Origin of the sequence: Acidiphilium iwatense, assembly GCF_021556475.1 — a bacterium.
Taxonomy (GTDB): Bacteria; Pseudomonadota; Alphaproteobacteria; order Acetobacterales; family Acetobacteraceae; genus Acidiphilium; species Acidiphilium iwatense.
Genome location: NZ_JAKGBZ010000013.1, coordinates 49,257 through 67,475 on the forward strand (window position 1 = coordinate 49,257; position 18,219 = coordinate 67,475).

17 protein-coding genes are annotated in these 18,219 nt (G+C 65.7%); 11 read left to right on the plus strand and 6 right to left on the minus strand.

What is annotated here, in order from left to right; translation table 11 throughout:
- Positions 1-2: 2 nt before the first annotated feature.
- From sufC to L2A60_RS08665, 6 genes are read left to right on the plus strand one after another with little or no spacing between them, the layout of a single operon-like run.
- A complete protein-coding gene (sufC, locus tag L2A60_RS08640) occupies positions 3-746 on the plus strand; it encodes a Fe-S cluster assembly ATPase SufC (protein ID WP_235703978.1) in 744 nt (247 codons plus the stop codon).
- Positions 743-1,954, plus strand: coding sequence for a Fe-S cluster assembly protein SufD (sufD, locus tag L2A60_RS08645; RefSeq protein WP_235703979.1), 1,212 nt, complete (start codon positions 743-745; stop codon positions 1,952-1,954). Before sufC ends, sufD begins: the two co-directional genes overlap by 4 nt.
- Positions 1,951-3,192 carry an aminotransferase class V-fold PLP-dependent enzyme gene (locus tag L2A60_RS08650; RefSeq protein ID WP_235703980.1) on the plus strand — a complete coding sequence of 414 codons (1,242 nt, stop codon included), beginning with the start codon at positions 1,951-1,953 and terminating at the stop codon, positions 3,190-3,192. The genes sufD and L2A60_RS08650 overlap by 4 nt, the downstream gene beginning before the upstream one ends.
- Positions 3,192-3,641, plus strand: a complete 450-nt coding sequence (sufU, locus tag L2A60_RS08655; protein ID WP_235703981.1) for a Fe-S cluster assembly sulfur transfer protein SufU — start codon at positions 3,192-3,194, stop codon at positions 3,639-3,641. The genes L2A60_RS08650 and sufU overlap by 1 nt, the downstream gene beginning before the upstream one ends.
- The gene (locus L2A60_RS08660; protein ID WP_235703982.1) at positions 3,634-3,999 is read left to right on the plus strand and encodes an SUF system Fe-S cluster assembly protein; all 366 of its coding nucleotides are present in this window, start codon (positions 3,634-3,636) and stop codon (positions 3,997-3,999) included. The genes sufU and L2A60_RS08660 overlap by 8 nt, the downstream gene beginning before the upstream one ends.
- Before the next feature lie 11 nt (positions 4,000-4,010).
- Positions 4,011-4,382: a HesB/IscA family protein gene (locus tag L2A60_RS08665; RefSeq protein ID WP_235703983.1), complete on the plus strand. Its 372-nt coding sequence runs from the start codon at positions 4,011-4,013 to the stop codon at positions 4,380-4,382.
- 61 nt (positions 4,383-4,443) lie between these two features.
- Here L2A60_RS08665 and hisI read toward each other — a convergent pair whose 3' ends face one another.
- From hisI to L2A60_RS08685, 4 genes are all read right to left on the minus strand, one after another.
- Positions 4,444-4,788: a phosphoribosyl-AMP cyclohydrolase gene (hisI, locus tag L2A60_RS08670; protein WP_235703984.1), complete on the minus strand. Its 345-nt coding sequence runs from the start codon at positions 4,786-4,788 to the stop codon at positions 4,444-4,446.
- Complete coding sequence (metC, locus tag L2A60_RS08675) at positions 4,785-6,041, minus strand: cystathionine beta-lyase (RefSeq protein ID WP_235703985.1); 1,257 nt, start codon at positions 6,039-6,041, stop codon at positions 4,785-4,787. The genes hisI and metC overlap by 4 nt, the downstream gene beginning before the upstream one ends.
- Positions 6,038-6,880 (minus strand): sulfurtransferase, encoded by an 843-nt coding sequence (locus L2A60_RS08680; protein WP_235703986.1) that lies wholly within the window; start codon positions 6,878-6,880, stop codon positions 6,038-6,040. Before L2A60_RS08680 ends, metC begins: the two co-directional genes overlap by 4 nt.
- A 67-nt stretch (positions 6,881-6,947) precedes the next feature.
- On the minus strand, positions 6,948-7,826 hold the full coding sequence (locus L2A60_RS08685) for a helix-turn-helix domain-containing protein (protein ID WP_235704023.1): 879 nt from the start codon (positions 7,824-7,826) through the stop codon (positions 6,948-6,950).
- A gap of 295 nt (positions 7,827-8,121) precedes the next feature.
- Between L2A60_RS08685 and L2A60_RS08690 the strand changes: the two genes are divergently transcribed.
- The 3 genes from L2A60_RS08690 to L2A60_RS08700 all read left to right on the plus strand — a co-directional run bounded on the left by L2A60_RS08690 (position 8,122) and on the right by L2A60_RS08700 (position 12,126).
- The gene (locus L2A60_RS08690; RefSeq protein WP_235703987.1) at positions 8,122-8,520 is read left to right on the plus strand and encodes a YraN family protein; all 399 of its coding nucleotides are present in this window, start codon (positions 8,122-8,124) and stop codon (positions 8,518-8,520) included.
- Between the two features lie 45 nt (positions 8,521-8,565).
- Positions 8,566-10,611, plus strand: a complete 2,046-nt coding sequence (locus tag L2A60_RS08695; RefSeq protein ID WP_235703988.1) for a hypothetical protein — start codon at positions 8,566-8,568, stop codon at positions 10,609-10,611.
- Between the two features lie 75 nt (positions 10,612-10,686).
- Positions 10,687-12,126, plus strand: coding sequence for an aldehyde dehydrogenase family protein (locus tag L2A60_RS08700; RefSeq protein ID WP_235703989.1), 1,440 nt, complete (start codon positions 10,687-10,689; stop codon positions 12,124-12,126).
- 3 nt (positions 12,127-12,129) lie between these two features.
- Here the strand turns inward: L2A60_RS08700 and gabT are convergent, their stop codons facing one another.
- Positions 12,130-13,407 (minus strand): 4-aminobutyrate--2-oxoglutarate transaminase, encoded by a 1,278-nt coding sequence (gene gabT / locus L2A60_RS08705; protein WP_235703990.1) that lies wholly within the window; start codon positions 13,405-13,407, stop codon positions 12,130-12,132.
- A 196-nt stretch (positions 13,408-13,603) separates the two neighbouring features.
- Here gabT and L2A60_RS08710 point away from each other — a divergent pair, with 196 nt between their 5' ends.
- Positions 13,604-14,833 carry an SAM-dependent methyltransferase gene (locus L2A60_RS08710; RefSeq protein ID WP_235703991.1) on the plus strand — a complete coding sequence of 410 codons (1,230 nt, stop codon included), beginning with the start codon at positions 13,604-13,606 and terminating at the stop codon, positions 14,831-14,833.
- A gap of 69 nt (positions 14,834-14,902) precedes the next feature.
- Complete coding sequence (locus L2A60_RS08715) at positions 14,903-16,750, plus strand: AI-2E family transporter (RefSeq protein WP_235703992.1); 1,848 nt, start codon at positions 14,903-14,905, stop codon at positions 16,748-16,750.
- Here L2A60_RS08715 and L2A60_RS08720 read toward each other — a convergent pair.
- Positions 16,745-18,157: an NAD(P)H-hydrate dehydratase gene (locus tag L2A60_RS08720; protein ID WP_235703993.1), complete on the minus strand. Its 1,413-nt coding sequence runs from the start codon at positions 18,155-18,157 to the stop codon at positions 16,745-16,747. The genes L2A60_RS08715 and L2A60_RS08720 overlap by 6 nt on opposite strands.
- Positions 18,158-18,219: the final 62 nt, after the last annotated feature.

Here is an 18,219-nt window from a genome sequence, read left to right on the forward strand (position 1 = left end):
ATATGCTTGAAATCAAGGGACTGACCGCGACGATCGACGACAAGGAAATCCTGCGCGGGATCGATCTGACCGTGCCGGATGGCGAGATTCACGCGATCATGGGGCCGAACGGCGCGGGAAAATCCACTTTGTCCTACGTGCTTTCGGGGCGCGAGGGCTATGAAGTCACCGGCGGCAGCGTGACCTTCAATGGCCGCGATCTTCTGGCGATCGAGCCGGAGGAGCGTGCCGCTGCCGGCCTGTTTCTCGCCTTCCAATATCCGGTCGAATTGCCGGGCGTGGGCAATGCGAATTTCATCCGCACGGCGCTGAACGCGGTGCGCCGCGCGCGCGGCGAGAAGGAACTGGATGCGGTGGCGTTCCTCAAGGAGGCGCGGGCCGCGATCAAGCTGCTGCACATGCCGGACGACATGCTCAAGCGCAACGTCAATGTCGGGTTTTCCGGCGGCGAGAAGAAGCGCAACGAGATCCTGCAAATGGCGCTGCTGAAACCTTCCCTGGCGCTGCTCGACGAGACCGATTCCGGCCTCGATATCGATGCGCTGAAAATCGTCGCCGACGGGGTGAACGCGCTGCGCGGGCCGGATTTCTCGGCACTCGTCATCACCCATTACCAGCGCCTGCTCGATCATATCGTGCCGGACCGGGTTCATGTTCTCGCCGCCGGGCGCATCGTACGGTCGGGCGGCCCGGAACTCGCGCTCGAACTCGAAGCCCGCGGCTATGCCGGGCTGGAGGCGGCATGAACGCCGGCGATTTTCTCGATCGGATCGATCTGGCGGCGCTACCGGGAGCCGTTTCCCGGCGCGCACGGGCGGCCGCGCGGTTTCGTGCCACGGGCTGGCCGACTCGCGCCGACGAGGCGTGGCACTACACCGATCTGAATGCGCGGCTGAAGAGTTTCGATCTCGCCTTGCCGGCGGAAGCCGGTTCGGTCGCGGGACTGATCCCGGAAACCGATCTGCCGCGCATCGTGTTCGTCAATGGGCGTTTCGCGGAAGATCTGTCCACGAAAATGCCCGGCCTCGGCTGCTATGCCAGCGATGCGGCGCTGACCGAAGGGCGCGATCAGCCGATGGTCGCGCTGAACGCGGCACTCGCGCAGGATGGCGCGGTGCTCGATATCGCCGAATCCGTCGATGCCGGCACGGTGCTTCTGGTCTCGATCGCGCACGCGGCGCACCAGGCTGCGATCGCGCCGCGCCATCGCATCAGGCTTGGTGCCGGCGCTGCGCTGACGCTGATCGAGATCGCGCGCGGCGAGGGCGAATATCTGCATAATCCGGTGGTCGAGATCGCTTTGGGCGAAGGTGCGGTGCTGCGTCATTACCGGCTGCAGGACGAGGCGATGGCGGCGGTTCATGTCGCGACGATCTTCGCCGATCTTGCGTCCGGCGCGCGCTATGATTCGTTCACGCTCAACTGCGGCGCTCGGCTCAGCCGCAACGAAACCCACGCGACGCTGGCCGGCGCCAAGGCCGATGTTCACCTGAACGCGGCACAGCTTCTGACCGGCTCGCAGCATGGCGACATCACTACCATCGTCGCCCATGACGCGCCGAACTGCGCGTCGCGCCAGACGGTGAAATCGGTGCTGTCGGGTGCCGCGCGCGGGGTGTTCCAGGGGCGGATCGAGGTTGCGCGGATCGCCCAGAAAACCGACGGCTATCAGATGAATCAGGCGCTGCTGCTTTCGCCCGACGCCGAGATCGACAGCAAGCCCGAGCTTGAGATTTTCGCCGACGACGTGAAGTGCAGCCACGGGGCCACCATCGGCGCGCTCGATCCCGAACAGGTATTCTATCTGCGCAGCCGCGGAATTCCCGAGGCGGAAGCGCGGGCGATGCTGATCCGCGCGTTTCTCGACGAGGCGCTGGAGCCGGTGACCGACGCGACGGCGCATCGTCTTTTCGAAGACGCCATCGACGCCTGGTGGCGAAAGGGTGTCTTATGAGCGTCGCCATCGAACGGATCGGTTTCGACGTCGAACGAATCCGCGCGGATTTCCCGATCCTCGCGGAGCGCGTTCACGGCAGGAAGCTGGTGTTTCTCGACAGCGCCGCTTCGGCGCAGAAGCCGCGCGCGGTGATCGATGCGATGGTGCGCACGATGGAGACGCGCTACGCCAATGTCCATCGCGGCCTGCACTGGATGAGCGAACGCTGCTCCGACGATTACGAAGGCGCACGCGACAAGGTTGCCGCTTTCCTGAACGCCGCGCGTGAGGAGATCGTGTTCGTGCGCAATGCGACTGAGGCGATCAACCTCGTCGCGCACAGCTATGGCCGCACCGTGCTCCAGCCCGGCGATGCCGTCGTGGTCAGCGAGATGGAGCACCACGCCAATCTGGTACCCTGGCAGATGCTGCGTGATTCTCATGGCATCGAGCTCCGCATCGCCAAGATCACCGAAGCCGGCGAACTGGACTTTCACGATCTGGAGCGGAATTTCGCCGATGGCCGGGTGCGGCTGCTGGCGATAACCCATATGTCGAACGTGCTCGGCACCTATACCCCGGTGGAACGGCTCGCCGCCTTCGCGCACGCCTATGGCGCCAGGATCCTGCTCGACGGCGCGCAGGCGGCGGTGCATCGCGCGGTCGACGTGCGTGCGATCGATGCGGATTTCTATGTATTTTCCGGCCACAAGCTCTACGGGCCGAGCGGGATCGGCGTGCTCTACGGCAAGCGCGAATTGCTGGAGGCGATGCCGCCGTTCCTCGGCGGCGGCGACATGATCCGCAGCGTTTCCTACGAAAAATCGAGCTGGGCCGAGCCGCCCTATCGGTTCGAGGCGGGCACGCCCGCGATTATCGAAACCATCGGCCTTGGTGCCGCGATCGACTATGTGAATGCGATCGGCTTCGAGGCGATCGCGGCGCATGAACGCAGCCTGACCGATCACGCGCTTGCCGTTCTGTCCGATATCGACGGGCTGCACGTGCTTGGCCGCGCGCAGGATCGCGGCGGGGTGGTGGCGTTCACGCTGGACGGCGTGCATGCGCATGACGTGGCGACCTTGCTCGACAAGCAGGGCATCGCGGTGCGCGCGGGGCACCATTGCGCCGAGCCGCTGACACGCCGTCTGGGGCAGGACAGCACGGCGCGCGCCTCGTTCGGCGTCTATACCACGCATGGCGAAATCGATGCGCTCGTTTCAGGGCTGCGCCGGGTCAAGCAGGTATTCGGTTGATGCAGGACGTTGCCAGCATCGAGGATCTTTACCAGAACCTCATCATGGAGCGCGCCCGCGCGCCGTGCCATGCCGGGTCGCTCGCGGCGTTCGACGCCGAGGCGGAGGGTGACAACCCGATGTGCGGCGATCGCGTGCATGTCCGCATCAGGCGCGACCGGAACCGGATCGGCGCGTTGAGCCACGAGACGCGCGGCTGCGCGATCTGCATCTCGGCCGCCGATTTGATGGGCGATGCGGTGATCGGGAAAAGTCAGGATGAAATCGGCGAACTCGCCGACGCGTTCGAGACGATGATCGCGACCGGCAATACGCCCGACCGGCCCGATTTCGCCGACTTGCGCGCGCTATCCGGCGTGCACACATATCGGTCGCGGCATCGCTGCGCGACCCTGCCGTGGCAGGCGCTGCGCGCCGCACTCGGCAAGACGGAGCATCGTCATGGATGACAATCTCATGAAATCCGAGCCGGTGACGACCTGGACGCCGGATGGCGAGACCGCGCCGGTGGTGACCGAAGACGCGGTGATCGCCGCGATCGCGACGGTGTACGATCCTGAAATTCCGGTCAATATCTTCGAACTTGGCTTGATCTATGCGATCGAGATCGAGCAGGGCCGGGTGAAGGTGGAAATGACGCTGACGGCGCCGGCATGCCCGAGCGCGCAGGAACTGCCCGAGGCGGTGCGCCTTGCCGTCGGCACCGTGCCGGGGGTTGCCGAGGTCGATGTCGAAACCGTGTGGGACCCGCCCTGGGACCCATCGCGGATGAGCGACGAAGCGCGGCTAGCGCTCAACATGTATTGAACGGTGTGACGATGAGCACGACACAAACGGATATCAAACCGGCGAAGCGCAGCCTGCCGCCGCTGATGCAACTGACCGATGAAGCGGCGGAACGGCTGAGCGCGCTTTATGCGAAGGCGGAGACGGGCAAGAAATTGCGCATCGGCGTGAGCACCAAGGGGTGTTCCGGCATGTCCTATCAGATGGATTGGGTCGATGACGCGGCGCCGACCGACGAGGTGGTGACCGACAAAGGGGTGACCGTGCTGATCGACCGCAAGGCGACGCTGTTCCTGATCGGCACCGTGATGGATTATAAGACGGATAAGTTTACCTCTGGATTTACCTTCGAGAACCCGAACGAGAAGGGCCGCTGCGGCTGCGGCGAAAGCTTTCACGTCTGAGGGTGTCGTCCGTCATCTGGATTGCTTCGACGCTTTGCGTCTCGCAATGACGTGTCCTGTTTTATGCGATCTCGCCGTTTGAATTGACGCTTCGATAGAAACAGTTGCGCGCGCCGGTATGACAGGCGGGGCCGGTCTGATCGACCAGAAGCAGGATCGTGTCGCCGTCGCAATCGATGCGCATTTGCACGAGACGCTGCGTGTTTCCCGAGGTTTCGCCCTTGTACCATAGTTTTTGCCGGCTCCGGCTGTAGTAGCAGACCTGGCCGGTACGCAATGTTTCCGCGATCGAGTCCCGGTTCATCCAGGCCAGCATGAGCACGTCGCCGGTGTCGTGCTGCTGCGCGATCGCCGGGATCAGGCCGGCCTCGTTGAACCGCGCCAGTTCGGCGACCGTATCGGTCATCGCGCCTGCTCTTCGCGATAGAGATCCTGGATCTCGTCGGCGAGGCAGGGCGACGATGCGCAGACGATCCGCTTCTGGCCGCGCAGCACGGCAAGTCCCGCGTCGATATCGGCGATCAGATCGTCGAGATGTTCAAGCCCGATCTGCAACCGCAGCATTTCGCCGCCGAACGTGCCGGTGCCTTCGCTGCGCGTGATGGTGAAGCTCGTCGGCAGGGCCAGGCTTTCATAGCCGCCCCATGATGCGCCGATGCCGAACAGGCGCAGCGAATCGACCATGGCGGTGACCGCTTCGTAATCGTATTCGGACTGGAACACGATGCCGAACAGCCCGCAGGCGCCGGTGAAGTCGCGTTTCCAGAATTCGTGGCCGGGACAGGAGGGCAGGGCCGGGTGCAGCACGCGCCGCACTTCCGGGCGGCCGGCGAGCCATTGCGCGATCGCGAGCGCGTTTGCCGCCTGCTGATCGAGCCGCACGCCGAGCGTGCGCGCGCCGCGCAAGGCCAGCCAGCAATCGTCCGGCGAGGCGTATTGGCCGAGATCGAGCGCGCCGTTGCGCAGCCATTCCCAGTCCGCGTCGGTCGCGACGGTGACGGCGCCGAGCACGATATCCGAATGGCCGCCGACATACTTGGTCAGCGCCTGGATCGACACGTCGACGCCGTGGCGGAACGGCTGGAACGTGCGGATGCCCCAGGTATTGTCCATGAACAGTTTGGCGCCATGCGCGCGGGCGACGCGCGCGAGCATCGGTACGTCCTGTACCTCGAAAGTGTGGCTGCCGGGACTTTCGGCGAACAGCACGCGGGTTTCCGGGCGCATCAGCGCGCGCAGCGCGGCTTCCTCGATCAGCGGATCGTAATACTGTGTCTCGATGCCGTAGCGCTTGAGCGTGCCGTTGCAGAACTGCCGCGTCGGGCCATAGACCGAATCCGGCATCAGCACGTGATCGCCCGCTTTTAGATAGGCGAGCAGCGGCACGGTGACGGCGGCGAGGCCGGAGGAGACGATCTGGCAGTGGGTTCCGCCCTCGATTTCGGCGACCATCGACTGGAGCGCGAAATGGGTTTCCGTACCGTACAGCCCGTAGATTTCTTCCTGCTCCAGCCGGCGCTTGCCGATCGCGCGGCGTTCGGCGCAATCCGAATAGAGCACGGTCGAGCCGCGCACCAGCTTCGGGTTGACGAAGCCGTGGGATTTGACCGGCCGGCGCGCGGCGAGTGCCAGTTTCGTCTCGAATCGATCGGTCTTCATGCTGTCGTCTCGATCGGCGTATCCGCCGCACCGCCCCATTCCGCCCATGATCCGTCATAGAGTGCGCCCATCGGCAGTCCCGCGCAAACCAGTCCGAGGGTGAGCACCGCCGCAGTCACGCCCGAGCCGCACATGGTCACCGGGCGGCTTTCCGGGCCGATGCCGCGCTGCTCGAAGGCGGCGCGCAGGGCGGCTTGCGGTTTCAGCGTGAAGTCGGCTCCGAGAAGGTCGGTAAAGGGCAGCGATCGGGCGCCCGGCACATGGCCGCCGCGCATGCCGGGGCGCGGCTCCGGCACGGCGCCGGAGAATCGTCCCGCCGCGCGGGCGTCGAGCAGGGTTTCCGCCTGTGCCGCGAGATTCGCCGCGATCGCGGCGCGATCGCGCAACAGATCGGGCCGCAGGCGCGGCGTGAAACGTCCGCGCGGTCTGGCGGTTGCTTCTCCCGTTGCCAATGCCCGGCCTTCGGCCCGCCATTTCGGCAAGCCGCCGTTGAGTACCCGCACCGCATCGTGGCCGAACAGCCTGAACATCCACCATGCCCGTGCGGCCGAGAACAGGCCGCGCTGATCGTAGACCACCACGCGGCTGGCGTTCGAGATGCCGAAGCCTTCGGCCGCTTCGGCGAAGTCGGCCGCGCGCGGCACCATATGCGGCAAGGACGAGGCGCGATCGGCGATGGTTTCGATGTCGAAGAACGTCGCACCCGGAATATGCGCTTCGGCGAACAGCGCCCGGGCGTTCTGCGTCTCGGCGGGCAGGTAGAACGATGCGTCGAGCAGGATCAGCGCCGGATCGGCGCGGTCATGGTCGAGCTGTTCGGTCGAAATCAGGTGATCCATGGGCGCGGTGTAGCGCGCGGAGGAAAACTTGTCTCCCCGCGTGCCGGATGAGGGAAGGAACGCTTGCTCAGGCCGGAATGGCGGCCAGCAGGGCGTGAATCTGCTTCGCCGCCGCCGGGCCCTTGACCGCGTCGCGCCAGGTGGCTTCGGCGATGCGCTGATGGGTCATCACCGCATCCTCGGCGCTGGTGATCATTGCAACCCCGGTCTGCGCGTTCGGCGCGGCGTCGGTCGCGAACGGGTTGATCGCGAGCGAAGCGCGCTCCGGGGTGCGCAGCAGCATGAACGGGCCGTTGGGTTCCGCACCGGAGACCAGCCCGAATTGCAGCCCGATCGGCTCGCTTTCCATCAGGTCGGCCATCCGCTCGATCTCGTGCCGCGCGGCATCGCGCCCGAGCGCGCGCAGGCGATCGGACAGCGGCAGGGTGCCGGCGACACCGTCTTCGACGAATTTCTGGATCGCGCCGGAGGTGAAGATCGCGATCACCGAGGGGCGGCGGGCGAGAAACATCCGCTTGCGCGCGGTAAGCGCGCTCATCACCTGCTCGGCGGCCGTGCGTGCGAGAGTGCGGTCGCCGCCGGTCTGGTCGGCCTGTTCCTCGAAGATCTGCGCGAGCACCGAGTCGTATTCGTCGGAGGTCGTCAGATAGCAGATCGGGCCGAAAAACTGGAGGATCTGGTCGGCGGTTTCCTCGATCTGCCTGATCCGCTCCAGATAGCCGATCGGGCGGCTATAATATTCGACGCCGATTCCTAAAAGAGTGAGCGGCGAAATTTTGAGAAGTTCCGCAAGACGCTTGACGGTGTCCAGCTTAATCACCTCGCCTTTCTCATAGCGATAGAGCGCGGCGCGCGAAACGCCGAGCCGCGCGGCGATTTCCTCGGCCTTCAGGCCCGATTCCATCCGATAGGCCCGCAATTGCTGACCTATTTCGTTAAAGTGCATCATGTGCATTCCCACACCCGTTTGCCCGGCATACCCCGGAGTTACAGTTTATTAACAACAAAGTCAGTAAAAACGCCAAAATTGGGATATTCGATTTAAAGTCACAGTTGCTCTAAAAATAGCGAAACTCCCCTAGACATACTCATACATTGTGGCGGAGGCAACAGCTTGTTAAGCAAAATCTAATTTTTAATCGCACGCAATGCGTGATTCAACTGCAAGATGATTTTCCGAAATGGTGCGCGGCGACGCAGGGTTGTGCTAACAAGGCAACGAAGTGGCAGTAACAAGAAAAATGAACTTGACATTACCTGGTCTTCAGAAATCGGCGCAGCGCCGCCGTGCCGAACTGTGCGGACGCGATGCCGAATCGATCGCAGCCTCCTGGTACGAAGAACGCGGCTTTGCGATTCTCGCGCGCAGATTGAGAACAGGCGGCGGCGAGCTGGATTTGGTTGTTGCCAGCCGCACGCTGGTGATTTTCGTCGAGGTCAAGGCGAGGCGCCATGTGCGCGCGGCGGCCGAGTCGGTTTCGCGCCGCCAGCAAAAGCGGCTGGCCGCCGCAGCGGAGATCGCCCTTGCCGAGAATCCCGCCTGGTGGCGCGACGGGGCACGATTCGACGTGGTTCTCGTGGTCGGCGATGCGGTGATCCCGATCGAGGATGCGTTTCGGCCCGGCGATTGGGCGGGATGAGAGCATGGATGGCGGGTTTGTACATCTGCTTTATAAAAGGCACGCATGAGAGACCGATCTGACGATGCCGGTGCGCCGGCGCTTCGCTCGCGCGGCCGGGTCGCCGCCGATATCCGAACCCGGTTCCGGCGCGATGTCGCGTTCTGGCCGCTGCGGGGACGACCTTGGACGATCGGGCCGTGCGGGCGGGCGTTTTCGGTCGGTCCGGCCGGTGCCGTCGTGCTCGATGAGCGTCTCGATGAGACCGGTTTGCTGATCGCGGCCAGGCTCGCCGGCGAATGGGGCCGGCTGATCGAAGCCGGGGCGCCGATAGGTTTGGCCGGGTTGGCGGCCGCGCGCGCCGCCGCCCAGTTCGCCCTGGCCGAGCGGCTTGGGCCGGCGCAATTCGGCTGGATCGAAACCATGGCGGGCGATCTGCCGCCGTCGGCCGAGCGCCTTGCGGCGATCTGGCGCGAGCTGGCGGCGCATTGCGCCGGTGCGTCCGGTGTCCTGCCGCCCGATGCCGCCGTGCGGATCGTTTCGCTGTGGCCGGTGCTCGGCACCGCCGAGGCGATCATGGAAACCGGCGGCGATATCCGCCTGCTGCGCGACCCGCAGACCGACCTCAACGGCTATGGGTGCAGCCACCGGCCTCGGCCCTGGGCGATCACCTTCGCGTCCTCGACCGCGTCGTCGGTCTCCGAGCGTGGCTACGAGGCGGCCGACCGGGCGCGGCTGCGCCTGACCGCGGCGATGCTCGCGACCGGTGATCGGACCGCGGTGCAGGTGGAAGCGGCGGCGGTGCGCCGCGCGATCGGCCGGGCCTTCGGGGTTCCGCGCGGCGGTGCGGTGGTGCTGGCGGCGTCCGGCACCGACAGCGAATTGCTCGCCCTGGCGCTCGGCCATTTGCCGGACGCGGGCAAGCCGATCACCACGATTCTGCTGGCGCCGGAGGAAACCGGCAGCGGCGTGCCGATGGCGGCGATCGGGCGGCATTTCGCGATCGATACGGCGAACGGGCACGACGTGTCGCGTGCCGCGCCGATCGAGGGGTTCAGGGCCGACACGGTTCTGGTTTCGATTCCGCTGCGCGACGCCGCCGGGACGATCCGGCCGCAGGACGATATCCATGCCGACATCGTCGCGGCCGTTGCCAATGCGACCGGCGCCGGGCGGCTTGCGATCCTGCATGCACTCGATTTGTCGAAAACCGGGCTGCTCGCGCCGTCGATGGAACTGCTGCGCGCGTTGCGGGAGCGGTTCGGCGCGGTGCTCGACATCGTGGTCGATGCCTGCCAGCTTCGCATCGCGCCCGCGTACATCCGGGCCTATCTCGACCTCGGCGCGGTGGTGCAGATCACCGGCTCGAAATTCCTCACCGGACCGCCGTTCGCCGGTGCGGCGCTGCTGCCGCCGGCGCTCGCGAAGCGCCTGTCGTCAGGCGCGCTGCCGGCAGGGCTCGATGCCTATTTCGGCCGTGCCGAGTGGCCGCAAGGCGCGCGCGCCGCACGATTGCTGCCGCCGACCGCCAATTACGGGCTTGTGCTCCGCTGGCGGGCGGCGCTGGCGGAATATCGCGCCTTCGCGAAGGTGAGCGATATGCGCAAGATCGCGGTGCTCGAGCGGTTCGCGGCGACGGTGCGGGAGGCGATCCGCGGCCATTCCATTTTCGTGCTCCAGAACGTGACCGCCCCGTGCCGCGACGGCGACGGATGGGACGGGCTGCGCAGCGTGTTCGGCTTCGCCGTGCGCTCGCCGGATGAGTCGGGACGGCTGCTCGATCCCGCCGCGATGCGCAAGCTCTATCAATGGCTGAATGCCGATTGTTCCGCGCTGTTCGATACCGCTGACGAGCGCCGCCTTGCCGCCCGGATCTGCCATATCGGTCAGCCGGTGGCATTGCCGGACGGCGATGGCGGGCAGGTCGGCTGGCTGCGGGTGTCGGCGGGGGCGCGGCTGATTTCGGGCGAACCATCGCATCGCGGACTTGCCGCAGCGCGCCGGCTCGACCGGGAAATGATGGATCTGGCCGCCGTGTTCGACAAGATCGCGCTGCTGCACGCGCACTGGACGCGGATCGAGGCGGCGAATCCCTTGCCGCGCTATCGTTAGCTGAAATAAATTGACATTTTTGTCACTATCTGGTTGTCTCCCCCGGCAAAAAAACAAAGATGGAGGGAAATCGCGATGAATGTCGGCAGCAGGATCACGCTGGGACCCGGTTCCGCCACCCCGGCGCTGAGCATCGAAGACGTGTTCGAGCGCCAGCGGACGCGCGCGATCGCCCTTCGCGTTTCCACCGCCGATGAGCGGATCGCGACGTTGCGCCGCCTGGAAAAAGCCATTCTCGGCCGGCGTGCCGCGATTTATGCCGCACTCGCCGCCGATCTGCACAAACCGGAAGCGGAAGCCGATCTGTCCGAGATCATGCCGATCCTGTCGGAAATCCGTCACACGTGCCGGCACCTGAAATCCTGGATGGCGCCGAGGCGGGTGCCCGCCACGCTCGCGATGCTCGGTACCAAAGCGGCGATCCGTCACGAGCCGAAAGGCGTGTCGCTGATCATTTCGCCCTGGAATTACCCGTTCAATCTGACCTTCGGGCCGCTGGCCTCGGCGATCGGCGCCGGGTGTACCGCGATCATCAAGCCCTCCGAACTCACGCCGCACAGCGCCGCGCTGATGGCCGAAATCGTGCGCGACACGTTTGCGCCTGACGATGTCGCTCTGTTCGAGGGCGACGCCTCGGTCGCGACCGCTCTGCTCGATCTGCCGTTCGACCATATTTTCTTCACCGGCAGCCCGGCGGTCGGCAAGGTCGTGATGGCGGCGGCGGCGAAGCATCTCGCCTCGGTCACGCTGGAGCTTGGCGGCAAATCGCCGGTGATCGTCGACGAGACCGCCGATCTGAAGAAATCCGCGCGCAGCATCGTCTGGGGCAAATTCGCCAATAACGGCCAGACCTGCATCGCTCCCGACTATGCCTATGTTCATGAAAGCCGGATGCCGCAATTCATCGACGCGGCGCGCGGCGCGATCGCCGCTATGTATGGCGACGCGGCGGCAAGCCCGGATTATTGCCGCATCGTCAATGCGCGGCATTTCGCGCGCGTGCGGAATCTGATCGACGACGCGACGACGCGCGGGGCGACGATCCATGCCGGCGGTACGGCCGATGCCGGGCAGAATTTCGTCGCGCCCACATTGCTATCGAACGTTTCGGCCGATTCATTGATCATGCAGGAGGAGATTTTCGGGCCGGTTCTGCCGATCCTGCCCTACGGCGATCTCGCCATGCCGGTGCGCGAGATCAATGCGCGGCCGAAGCCGCTCGCCCTGTATGTCTATACCAAGGACAAGGCGATCGCGGATCGGGTTATCACTGAAACCTCGGCCGGCGGCTCCTGCGTGAACGCCTCGATGGCGCATTTCCTTCACGCCAACCTGCCCTTCGGCGGGGTGAACAATTCGGGCATCGGCAACGCCCACGGGTTCTACGGGTTTCGCGCCTTCTCGCATGAGCGGGCCGTGCTCTCGGACAAGTTCAGCGCGACCCCGATGCTGTTCCCGCCCTATTCAGGGCGGGTGAAGCAGATGATCAAGATGACGGTGAAGTTCTTTACCTGATCTTCATGCGGCGAGGGCTTGTTCCAGCGCGAGGAGGCCCTCGTCGAGCACCGCGTCGCTCACGGTGAGCGGCACGAGCAGGCGGACCGTGTTGTAGTTCACGCCGCAGGACAGCAGGATCAGCCCGTGCTCGCGTGCTTTGGCGAGAACCTGTTTGGTCCTTTCCGCATCCGGCTCGTAGCCGCCGCGCTCCTTGACCACATCGAACGCGATCATCGCACCAGGTCCCCTGATCGCCGCGATCGGGGCCACGTCGTTGCGCGCGGCGATTTTGTGCAGGCGGGACGTGATGGCGGCGCCGATCGCATTGGCCCGGTCGACGAGTTTTTCCTCCTCGATCACGTCCAGCACCGCGAGCGCCGCCGCACAGGCGAGCGGGTTGCCTGCATAGGTGCCGCCGAGGCCGCCGGGCTCCGGCGCGTCCATCACCGCGGCGCGGCCGATCACGCCCGATAGCGGAAATCCGCCGGCGAGCGATTTCGCCACCGCGATCAGGTCGGGCTTCACCCCGGAATGCTCGACGGCGAACATCCTGCCGGTGCGCCCGAAGCCGGTCTGCACCTCGTCGACGATCAGCAGGATGCCGTGCTGGTCGCAGAGTTTGCGCAGCGCCTGGAGCAGTTCGGTCGGGGCGGGGATGAATCCGCCTTCGCCCTGCACCGGCTCGATCGCGATGGCCGCGACGCGCGACGGTTCGATATCGGCGCGGAAGATCGTCTCGATCGCGCGCAGGGAATCGGCGACGGTGACACCGAACGGCTCGAACGGGAAGGGCGCGTGATAGACCTCCGCCGGCATCGGCGCGAAATGCTTCTTGTAGGGCAGCACCTTGCCGGTCATCGCCATGGTCAGCAGGGTGCGGCCGTGATAGCCGCCGGCGAAGGTGATGATGCCCGGCCGGCCGGTCGCCGCGCGAGCGATCTTTACCGCATTTTCAAGCGCTTCCGCGCCGGTTGTGAGAAAAATCGTCTTCGCCGGCCCCTCGATCGGGGCGATCGCGTTGAGCCGTTCGGCGAGCGCGATATAGGGCTCGTAGGGCGAAACCTGGAAACAGGTATGGGTGAAGCGCGCCATCTGAGCTTCGACCGCGGCGATTACCTTGGGGTGCCGGTGACCGGTGTTGAGCACCGCGATGCCGCCCGCGAAATCGACGTATCGGCGACCTTCCTCGTCCCACAGCTCCGAATTCTCGGCGCGTGCGGCGAATACCGGATGGGCGACGCCCACCCCGCGCGGCACGGCGGCTTCGCGGCGCGCTTGCAGGCTGGCATTGGTGGTCATGGCGGTCCTCCCCTTGAATGATGGGCCGACTATAGACGGTGCCGCGTTCTCCGAAAGCTTCCGCTTCGCAACCCGGCGCTGCGCGCGGACAGACGCTTTCCCCGCCGGTTTTGTTCGGTCGCGAATCCGTCGAACGGCTTGTGGCCGGACCCTCTCGTGAACACATGATCGACGACGCACGGAGAGCCGGTCCAGGATGTTCGCAAAAATTCTTAATTACGTGGTCCGCTCCGGCAGTCTCCGTCTGATCGACGGCGCGGGTCGCATCCATGCGATCGGCGACGACTCGCCACCCCGCGTCACCGTCCGGCTCCGCTCGCGCCGGCTCGACATCACGCTGGCGCTCAACCCCAGCCTCTCGATCGGCGAAGCCTACATGGACGGCATGTTCGTGATCGAGCAGGGCACACTCTATGATTTCCTCGATGTCATCGGGCGGAACGCCGATCGCATCGGCACCCATCCCTGGCTCGGCCTGCTCGCGCGGCTCGGCACGCATATCCAGCAACGCAACCCGATCGGCCGGGCGCGCCGCAACGTGGCGCACCATTACGATTTGTCCGACAAACTCTACGACATCTTCCTCGATCGCGACCGGCAATATTCCTGCGCCTATTTCACCAGCGAAACCGACAGCCTGGAGACCGCGCAGCAGAACAAGAAACGTCATATCGCGTCCAAGCTGATGCTCGACCAGCCCGGATTGCGGATTCTCGATATCGGTTCCGGCTGGGGCGGCCTCGGTCTTTATCTGGCGCAGACGGCCGGGGCGGATGTCACCGGCGTCACGCTGAGCACCGAACAGCACAAAATGAGCACCGCGCGCGTGGCCGAAGCAGGGTTGACCGATCAGGTACGGTTCGCCTTGCGCGACTACCGCGAACAGGAGGGGACATTCGACCGCATCGTCTCGGTCGGCATGTTCGAGCATGTCGGCAAGAAGAACTATGCCGAGTTCTTCGCGCGTCTCCGCGACCTTCTGGTCGATGACGGCGTGGCATTGCTTCACGCGATCGGGGATAATGGCGTGCCGGGTCCGATCAATCCGTTCATCCGAAAATATATTTTTCCAGGCGCCGATACGCCGTCGCTTTCCGAGGTGTTCTCGGCGGTCGAGCGCAGCGGCCTCATCGTCACCGATCTCGAAATCCTGCGCCTGCACTACGCGCGGACATTGCGGCTGTGGCGCGAGCGGTTCATGGCGCGGCGCGACGAGGTGGCGGCGCTGTACGACGAGCGCTTCTGCCGGATGTGGGAGTTCTATCTCGCTCTCTGCGAAGTGGGCTTCCGGCACCGCTCGAACATTGTCTTCCAGATGCAGCTTGCGAAGCGTCGCGACGTCGTGCCGATCACTCGCGATACGATGGGGATCTGGGAGCGCGCTCATGCCGAGCGTCCCGCGCAATGGCCGTCGGCTGTGCAATGAGTCGAATTGGGGGCATGCTTTAGGAAAACCCTGATGAGAGAGACGCGATCGACAGGCCGGCTCAGACCCGTGATCCCGGTACCCGCACCGGGGATTCCCGGCGTGCACGGGTTGACGACGCTGGTCGCCAGTGTCGTTGTCGTCGCGGCACTTTATCTGGGCCGCGAAGTTCTGATTCCGATAACGCTCGCGGTGCTGCTGAGTTTTCTCGTCGCCCCCATCGTTCACGTTCTGCGCTCCTGGCATCTCGGCCGGATCCCCGCGGTGCTGGTCACGATGATTCTGCTGCTCGGTGTGCTGGCGGGACTTGGTGCGGTCATCGGGACGCAGGTCGCCGGTCTGGTGCAGAATATACCTCAGGAACGGGCGGCGCTGGTCCATAAGGTGGAAACGCTGCGGACCATGACCGTCGGCAATCTCGGCCGTCTGGTCAAAGGTGCCGGTGACGAACTGAAACGAGACACGCTCGCCAGGCCGAAGAAGCAGACCGCCGCACCCGCGCAACCGCCGCCGCTGCGGGTTCGCGTCGTGCATCGGCCGATATCCGGGACGCAACTGGCACGGCGAATTGTTCTGCCGACGCTTGGCCCGCTCGCGCTGGTATTCCTTGTCTTTACCGTAGCGGGCTTCGTTCTGGTCTATCAGGACGATCTGCGCGACCGGCTCATCCGGCTGTTCGGTTCGCACGATCTTCACCGCACAACCACCGCGCTCGACGATGCCGCACACCGGCTTTCGCGCTATTTCCTGGCGAAGTTCCTGATCAATCTGGGGTCGGGCGTCGTCGTCGGGGTCGGGCTCGCGGTGATCGGTGTGCCGGGTGCTATTCTGTGGGGCGTGGTCACCATGCTGGCCCGATTCGTTCCCTATATCGGCAGCGTCATCGCCGCGGTTCCTCCCGCTCTTCTTGCCGCCGCCATCGCACCGGGCTGGTCGATGGTGATCTGGACGCTCGTGCTGTTCATCGTGACGGAGGCGATCGCCGGACAGGTCGTCGAGCCGATGGCTTACGGGCACAGTACCGGGCTGTCGCCGATCTCGGTGCTTGTCGCGGCGATTTTCTGGAGTTTCATCTGGGGACCGATCGGGTTGCTGCTCTCGACACCGCTGACGCTCTGCGGCGTCGTGCTCGGCCAGCATTTCAAGCGGCTTGAATTTTTTGCCGTTATTTTCGGCAACCAGCCGGCGTTGACCGCGGTCGAATCGTTCTATCAGCGCGCTCTCGCCGGCGACCCGGACGATGTGGCGGACCAGGCGGAGATCGTGCTGCGCGATCGCCTGCTCGGCGAGTATTACGATGAGGTGGTGCTGCCGGCGCTGCGCTTCGCGGCGGCGGATGCCGACCGGGGCGTTCTCTATCCGGGTCAGATCGAGCGGGTGGAGGCGACGATTCACGAACTGATGACAGTGCTCGACGAGCGCGACGAGATTGCCGCAATGCTGCATCGCGTCGATTTCGCTTCCCCCTCCGTTCTATGCTTCGCCGGGCGCGGCCGGCTCGACGAACTGGCGGCTTCGCTGCTCACGCAGTTGCTGCGCTGGCGCGGGATCGGTGCGCGGGTGGTATCGTTCGATGCGGTATCGCGCAGCCAGATCGCGGCGCTCGATACCACGGGCATCGAGGTCGGCGCGATCTGCACACTGGATGCCGGCACCGCGCCCTCGAGCCTGCGCTATCTCGTGCGGCGCGTCCACGGTGCGATGCCCGGCGCGTCCCTGGCCGTGGGTTTCTGGACCACGAGCGAGGATTACGAACGCTATGCGAGGTTTCAGGCGGCGATCGATGCAGAGTGGTTTCCCACCTCACTGCGGGACGCGGTCGGGATCGTCATGGAATTTTTGGGCCGATCCGAGGAAGACGCGCCGGAAGCGACGATCGATCCGGCGCCGGTCACGCCCGAGACCGGCCGGTCATGACGAGCGGCGCTCGGCCAATGCTTTGATCGTCTCCGGCAGGGCGTTTGCCAGATCCTCGGCGATCAGGCCGGGGCCGATCCGCCGCGCCGCTTCGCCATGCAGCCAGACTGCGGCACATGCCGCCTCGAAGGGATTCATTTTCCGGGTGAGCAGCCCGGCGATGATGCCGGCCAGCGTATCGCCGCAGCCGGCGGTGGCGAGGGTGGGCGGCGCGTTGTCGTTGATCGCGGCGCGGCCGTCCGGTGCGGCGATGACGGTATCGGCGCCTTTAAGGACGACGACGGTATCGGTTCGGGCGGCGGCGGCGCGGGCGGCCGATAGCTTGTCGCCGTCGATGCCTGGGAAAATCCGGGCGAATTCGCCTTCATGCGGGGTGATCGCCGAAACCCCGCGCAGGCGCTCGGGCGCATCGGCGCAGGCGGTGAGCGCGTCGGCGTCGGCGACGATGGCGCGGCCGGCGGCGATCAGCGCGTCGAGCGCGGCGCCCGCGCGCTCGACGCCGAGGCCGGGGCCGCAAAGCCAGACGCGGCGGCGCGTGTCGGCGATGAGATCGGACAATCGGTCGGTGCGGACGATCAGGCCGGGCGGTGCGCCGGCAATGGCTTGTTCCGCCGAGAGCGTTACCAGCCCGGCACCGGCGCGGAGGGCGGCATTGGCGGCGAGGATTGCCGCTCCGGGCATCGCGCCCGCGAGGATGGTCAGATGGCCGCGATCGTATTTATGGCCGGCTTCCGCGATGCCGGGCAGGCGCCATAGACCGGGTGCGTTGCGCCAGAGGGTTGGGGCGATACGGGCGATCGCGCCGGCGGGCATGCCGATATCGGCGCAGACGACCTCGCCGCACCGGGCGCGGCCCGGATAGAGCAGATGGCCGGGTTTGCGCGCGACGAAGGTGACGGTGAGGGCGGCTCGCGGCGCGAAACCCCGGATTGCGCCGGTGGCGCCGTCCACCCCACTCGGCATGTCGATCGCGACGAGGGTTCCGGCCGTGGCGAGTTGTTCGGCGATATCCGGCGCGATTTCGCGGGCGAGGCCGGAGCCGAACACCGCGTCGATCACGAGATCGGCGGCGCGGATGCGATCGGTTTCGGGCGATACGAGGAGGCCGTCCCAGCGTGCGGCGGCGATGGCGGCGTCCGACCCCGCGCGTGGGCGCGCGATGGGGGCGACGGCGACCGGCCAGCCGCGCTCGGCGAGCAGGCGGGCGGCGACATAGCCGTCGCCGCCGTTATTGCCCGGCCCTGCGAGCACCAGGACCCGGCACGGCGGGTAGCGGCGGAGGATCGCACGGGTGACGGCTCGCCCGGCATTCTCCATCAGATCGAGCGACGCGGTGCCGCGATTCGGGGCGGCGGCGTCGATCGCGGCCATCTCGCGCGGGGTGAAGAGCGGTTCCATACAATCCATGTGGGACGGGAGGAGCGGGATTTGCTATGAGGCAGGCGAAAATCGAATTCTTTTAGGCGGTT

Coding starts and splice junctions, on each gene's coding strand:
- hisI (WP_235703984.1), bottom strand. CDS start 4,788: ATGACCGATACGGTCGCCGAACTGGCGCGGTTCAACGAGGCCGGCCTG.
- gabT (WP_235703990.1), bottom strand. CDS start 13,407: ATGACCACCAATGCCAGCCTGCAAGCGCGCCGCGAAGCCGCCGTGCCG.
- L2A60_RS08685 (WP_235704023.1), bottom strand. CDS start 7,826: ATGCACTTTAACGAAATAGGTCAGCAATTGCGGGCCTATCGGATGGAA.
- metC (WP_235703985.1), bottom strand. CDS start 6,041: ATGAAGACCGATCGATTCGAGACGAAACTGGCACTCGCCGCGCGCCGG.
- L2A60_RS08680 (WP_235703986.1), bottom strand. CDS start 6,880: ATGGATCACCTGATTTCGACCGAACAGCTCGACCATGACCGCGCCGAT.
- L2A60_RS08700 (WP_235703989.1), top strand. CDS start 10,687: ATGAATGTCGGCAGCAGGATCACGCTGGGACCCGGTTCCGCCACCCCG.
- L2A60_RS08665 (WP_235703983.1), top strand. CDS start 4,011: ATGAGCACGACACAAACGGATATCAAACCGGCGAAGCGCAGCCTGCCG.
- L2A60_RS08720 (WP_235703993.1), bottom strand. CDS start 18,157: ATGGATTGTATGGAACCGCTCTTCACCCCGCGCGAGATGGCCGCGATC.
- sufC (WP_235703978.1), top strand. CDS start 3: ATGCTTGAAATCAAGGGACTGACCGCGACGATCGACGACAAGGAAATC.
- L2A60_RS08660 (WP_235703982.1), top strand. CDS start 3,634: ATGGATGACAATCTCATGAAATCCGAGCCGGTGACGACCTGGACGCCG.
- L2A60_RS08710 (WP_235703991.1), top strand. CDS start 13,604: ATGTTCGCAAAAATTCTTAATTACGTGGTCCGCTCCGGCAGTCTCCGT.
- L2A60_RS08695 (WP_235703988.1), top strand. CDS start 8,566: ATGAGAGACCGATCTGACGATGCCGGTGCGCCGGCGCTTCGCTCGCGC.
- sufU (WP_235703981.1), top strand. CDS start 3,192: ATGCAGGACGTTGCCAGCATCGAGGATCTTTACCAGAACCTCATCATG.
- sufD (WP_235703979.1), top strand. CDS start 743: ATGAACGCCGGCGATTTTCTCGATCGGATCGATCTGGCGGCGCTACCG.
- L2A60_RS08650 (WP_235703980.1), top strand. CDS start 1,951: ATGAGCGTCGCCATCGAACGGATCGGTTTCGACGTCGAACGAATCCGC.
- L2A60_RS08690 (WP_235703987.1), top strand. CDS start 8,122: ATGAACTTGACATTACCTGGTCTTCAGAAATCGGCGCAGCGCCGCCGT.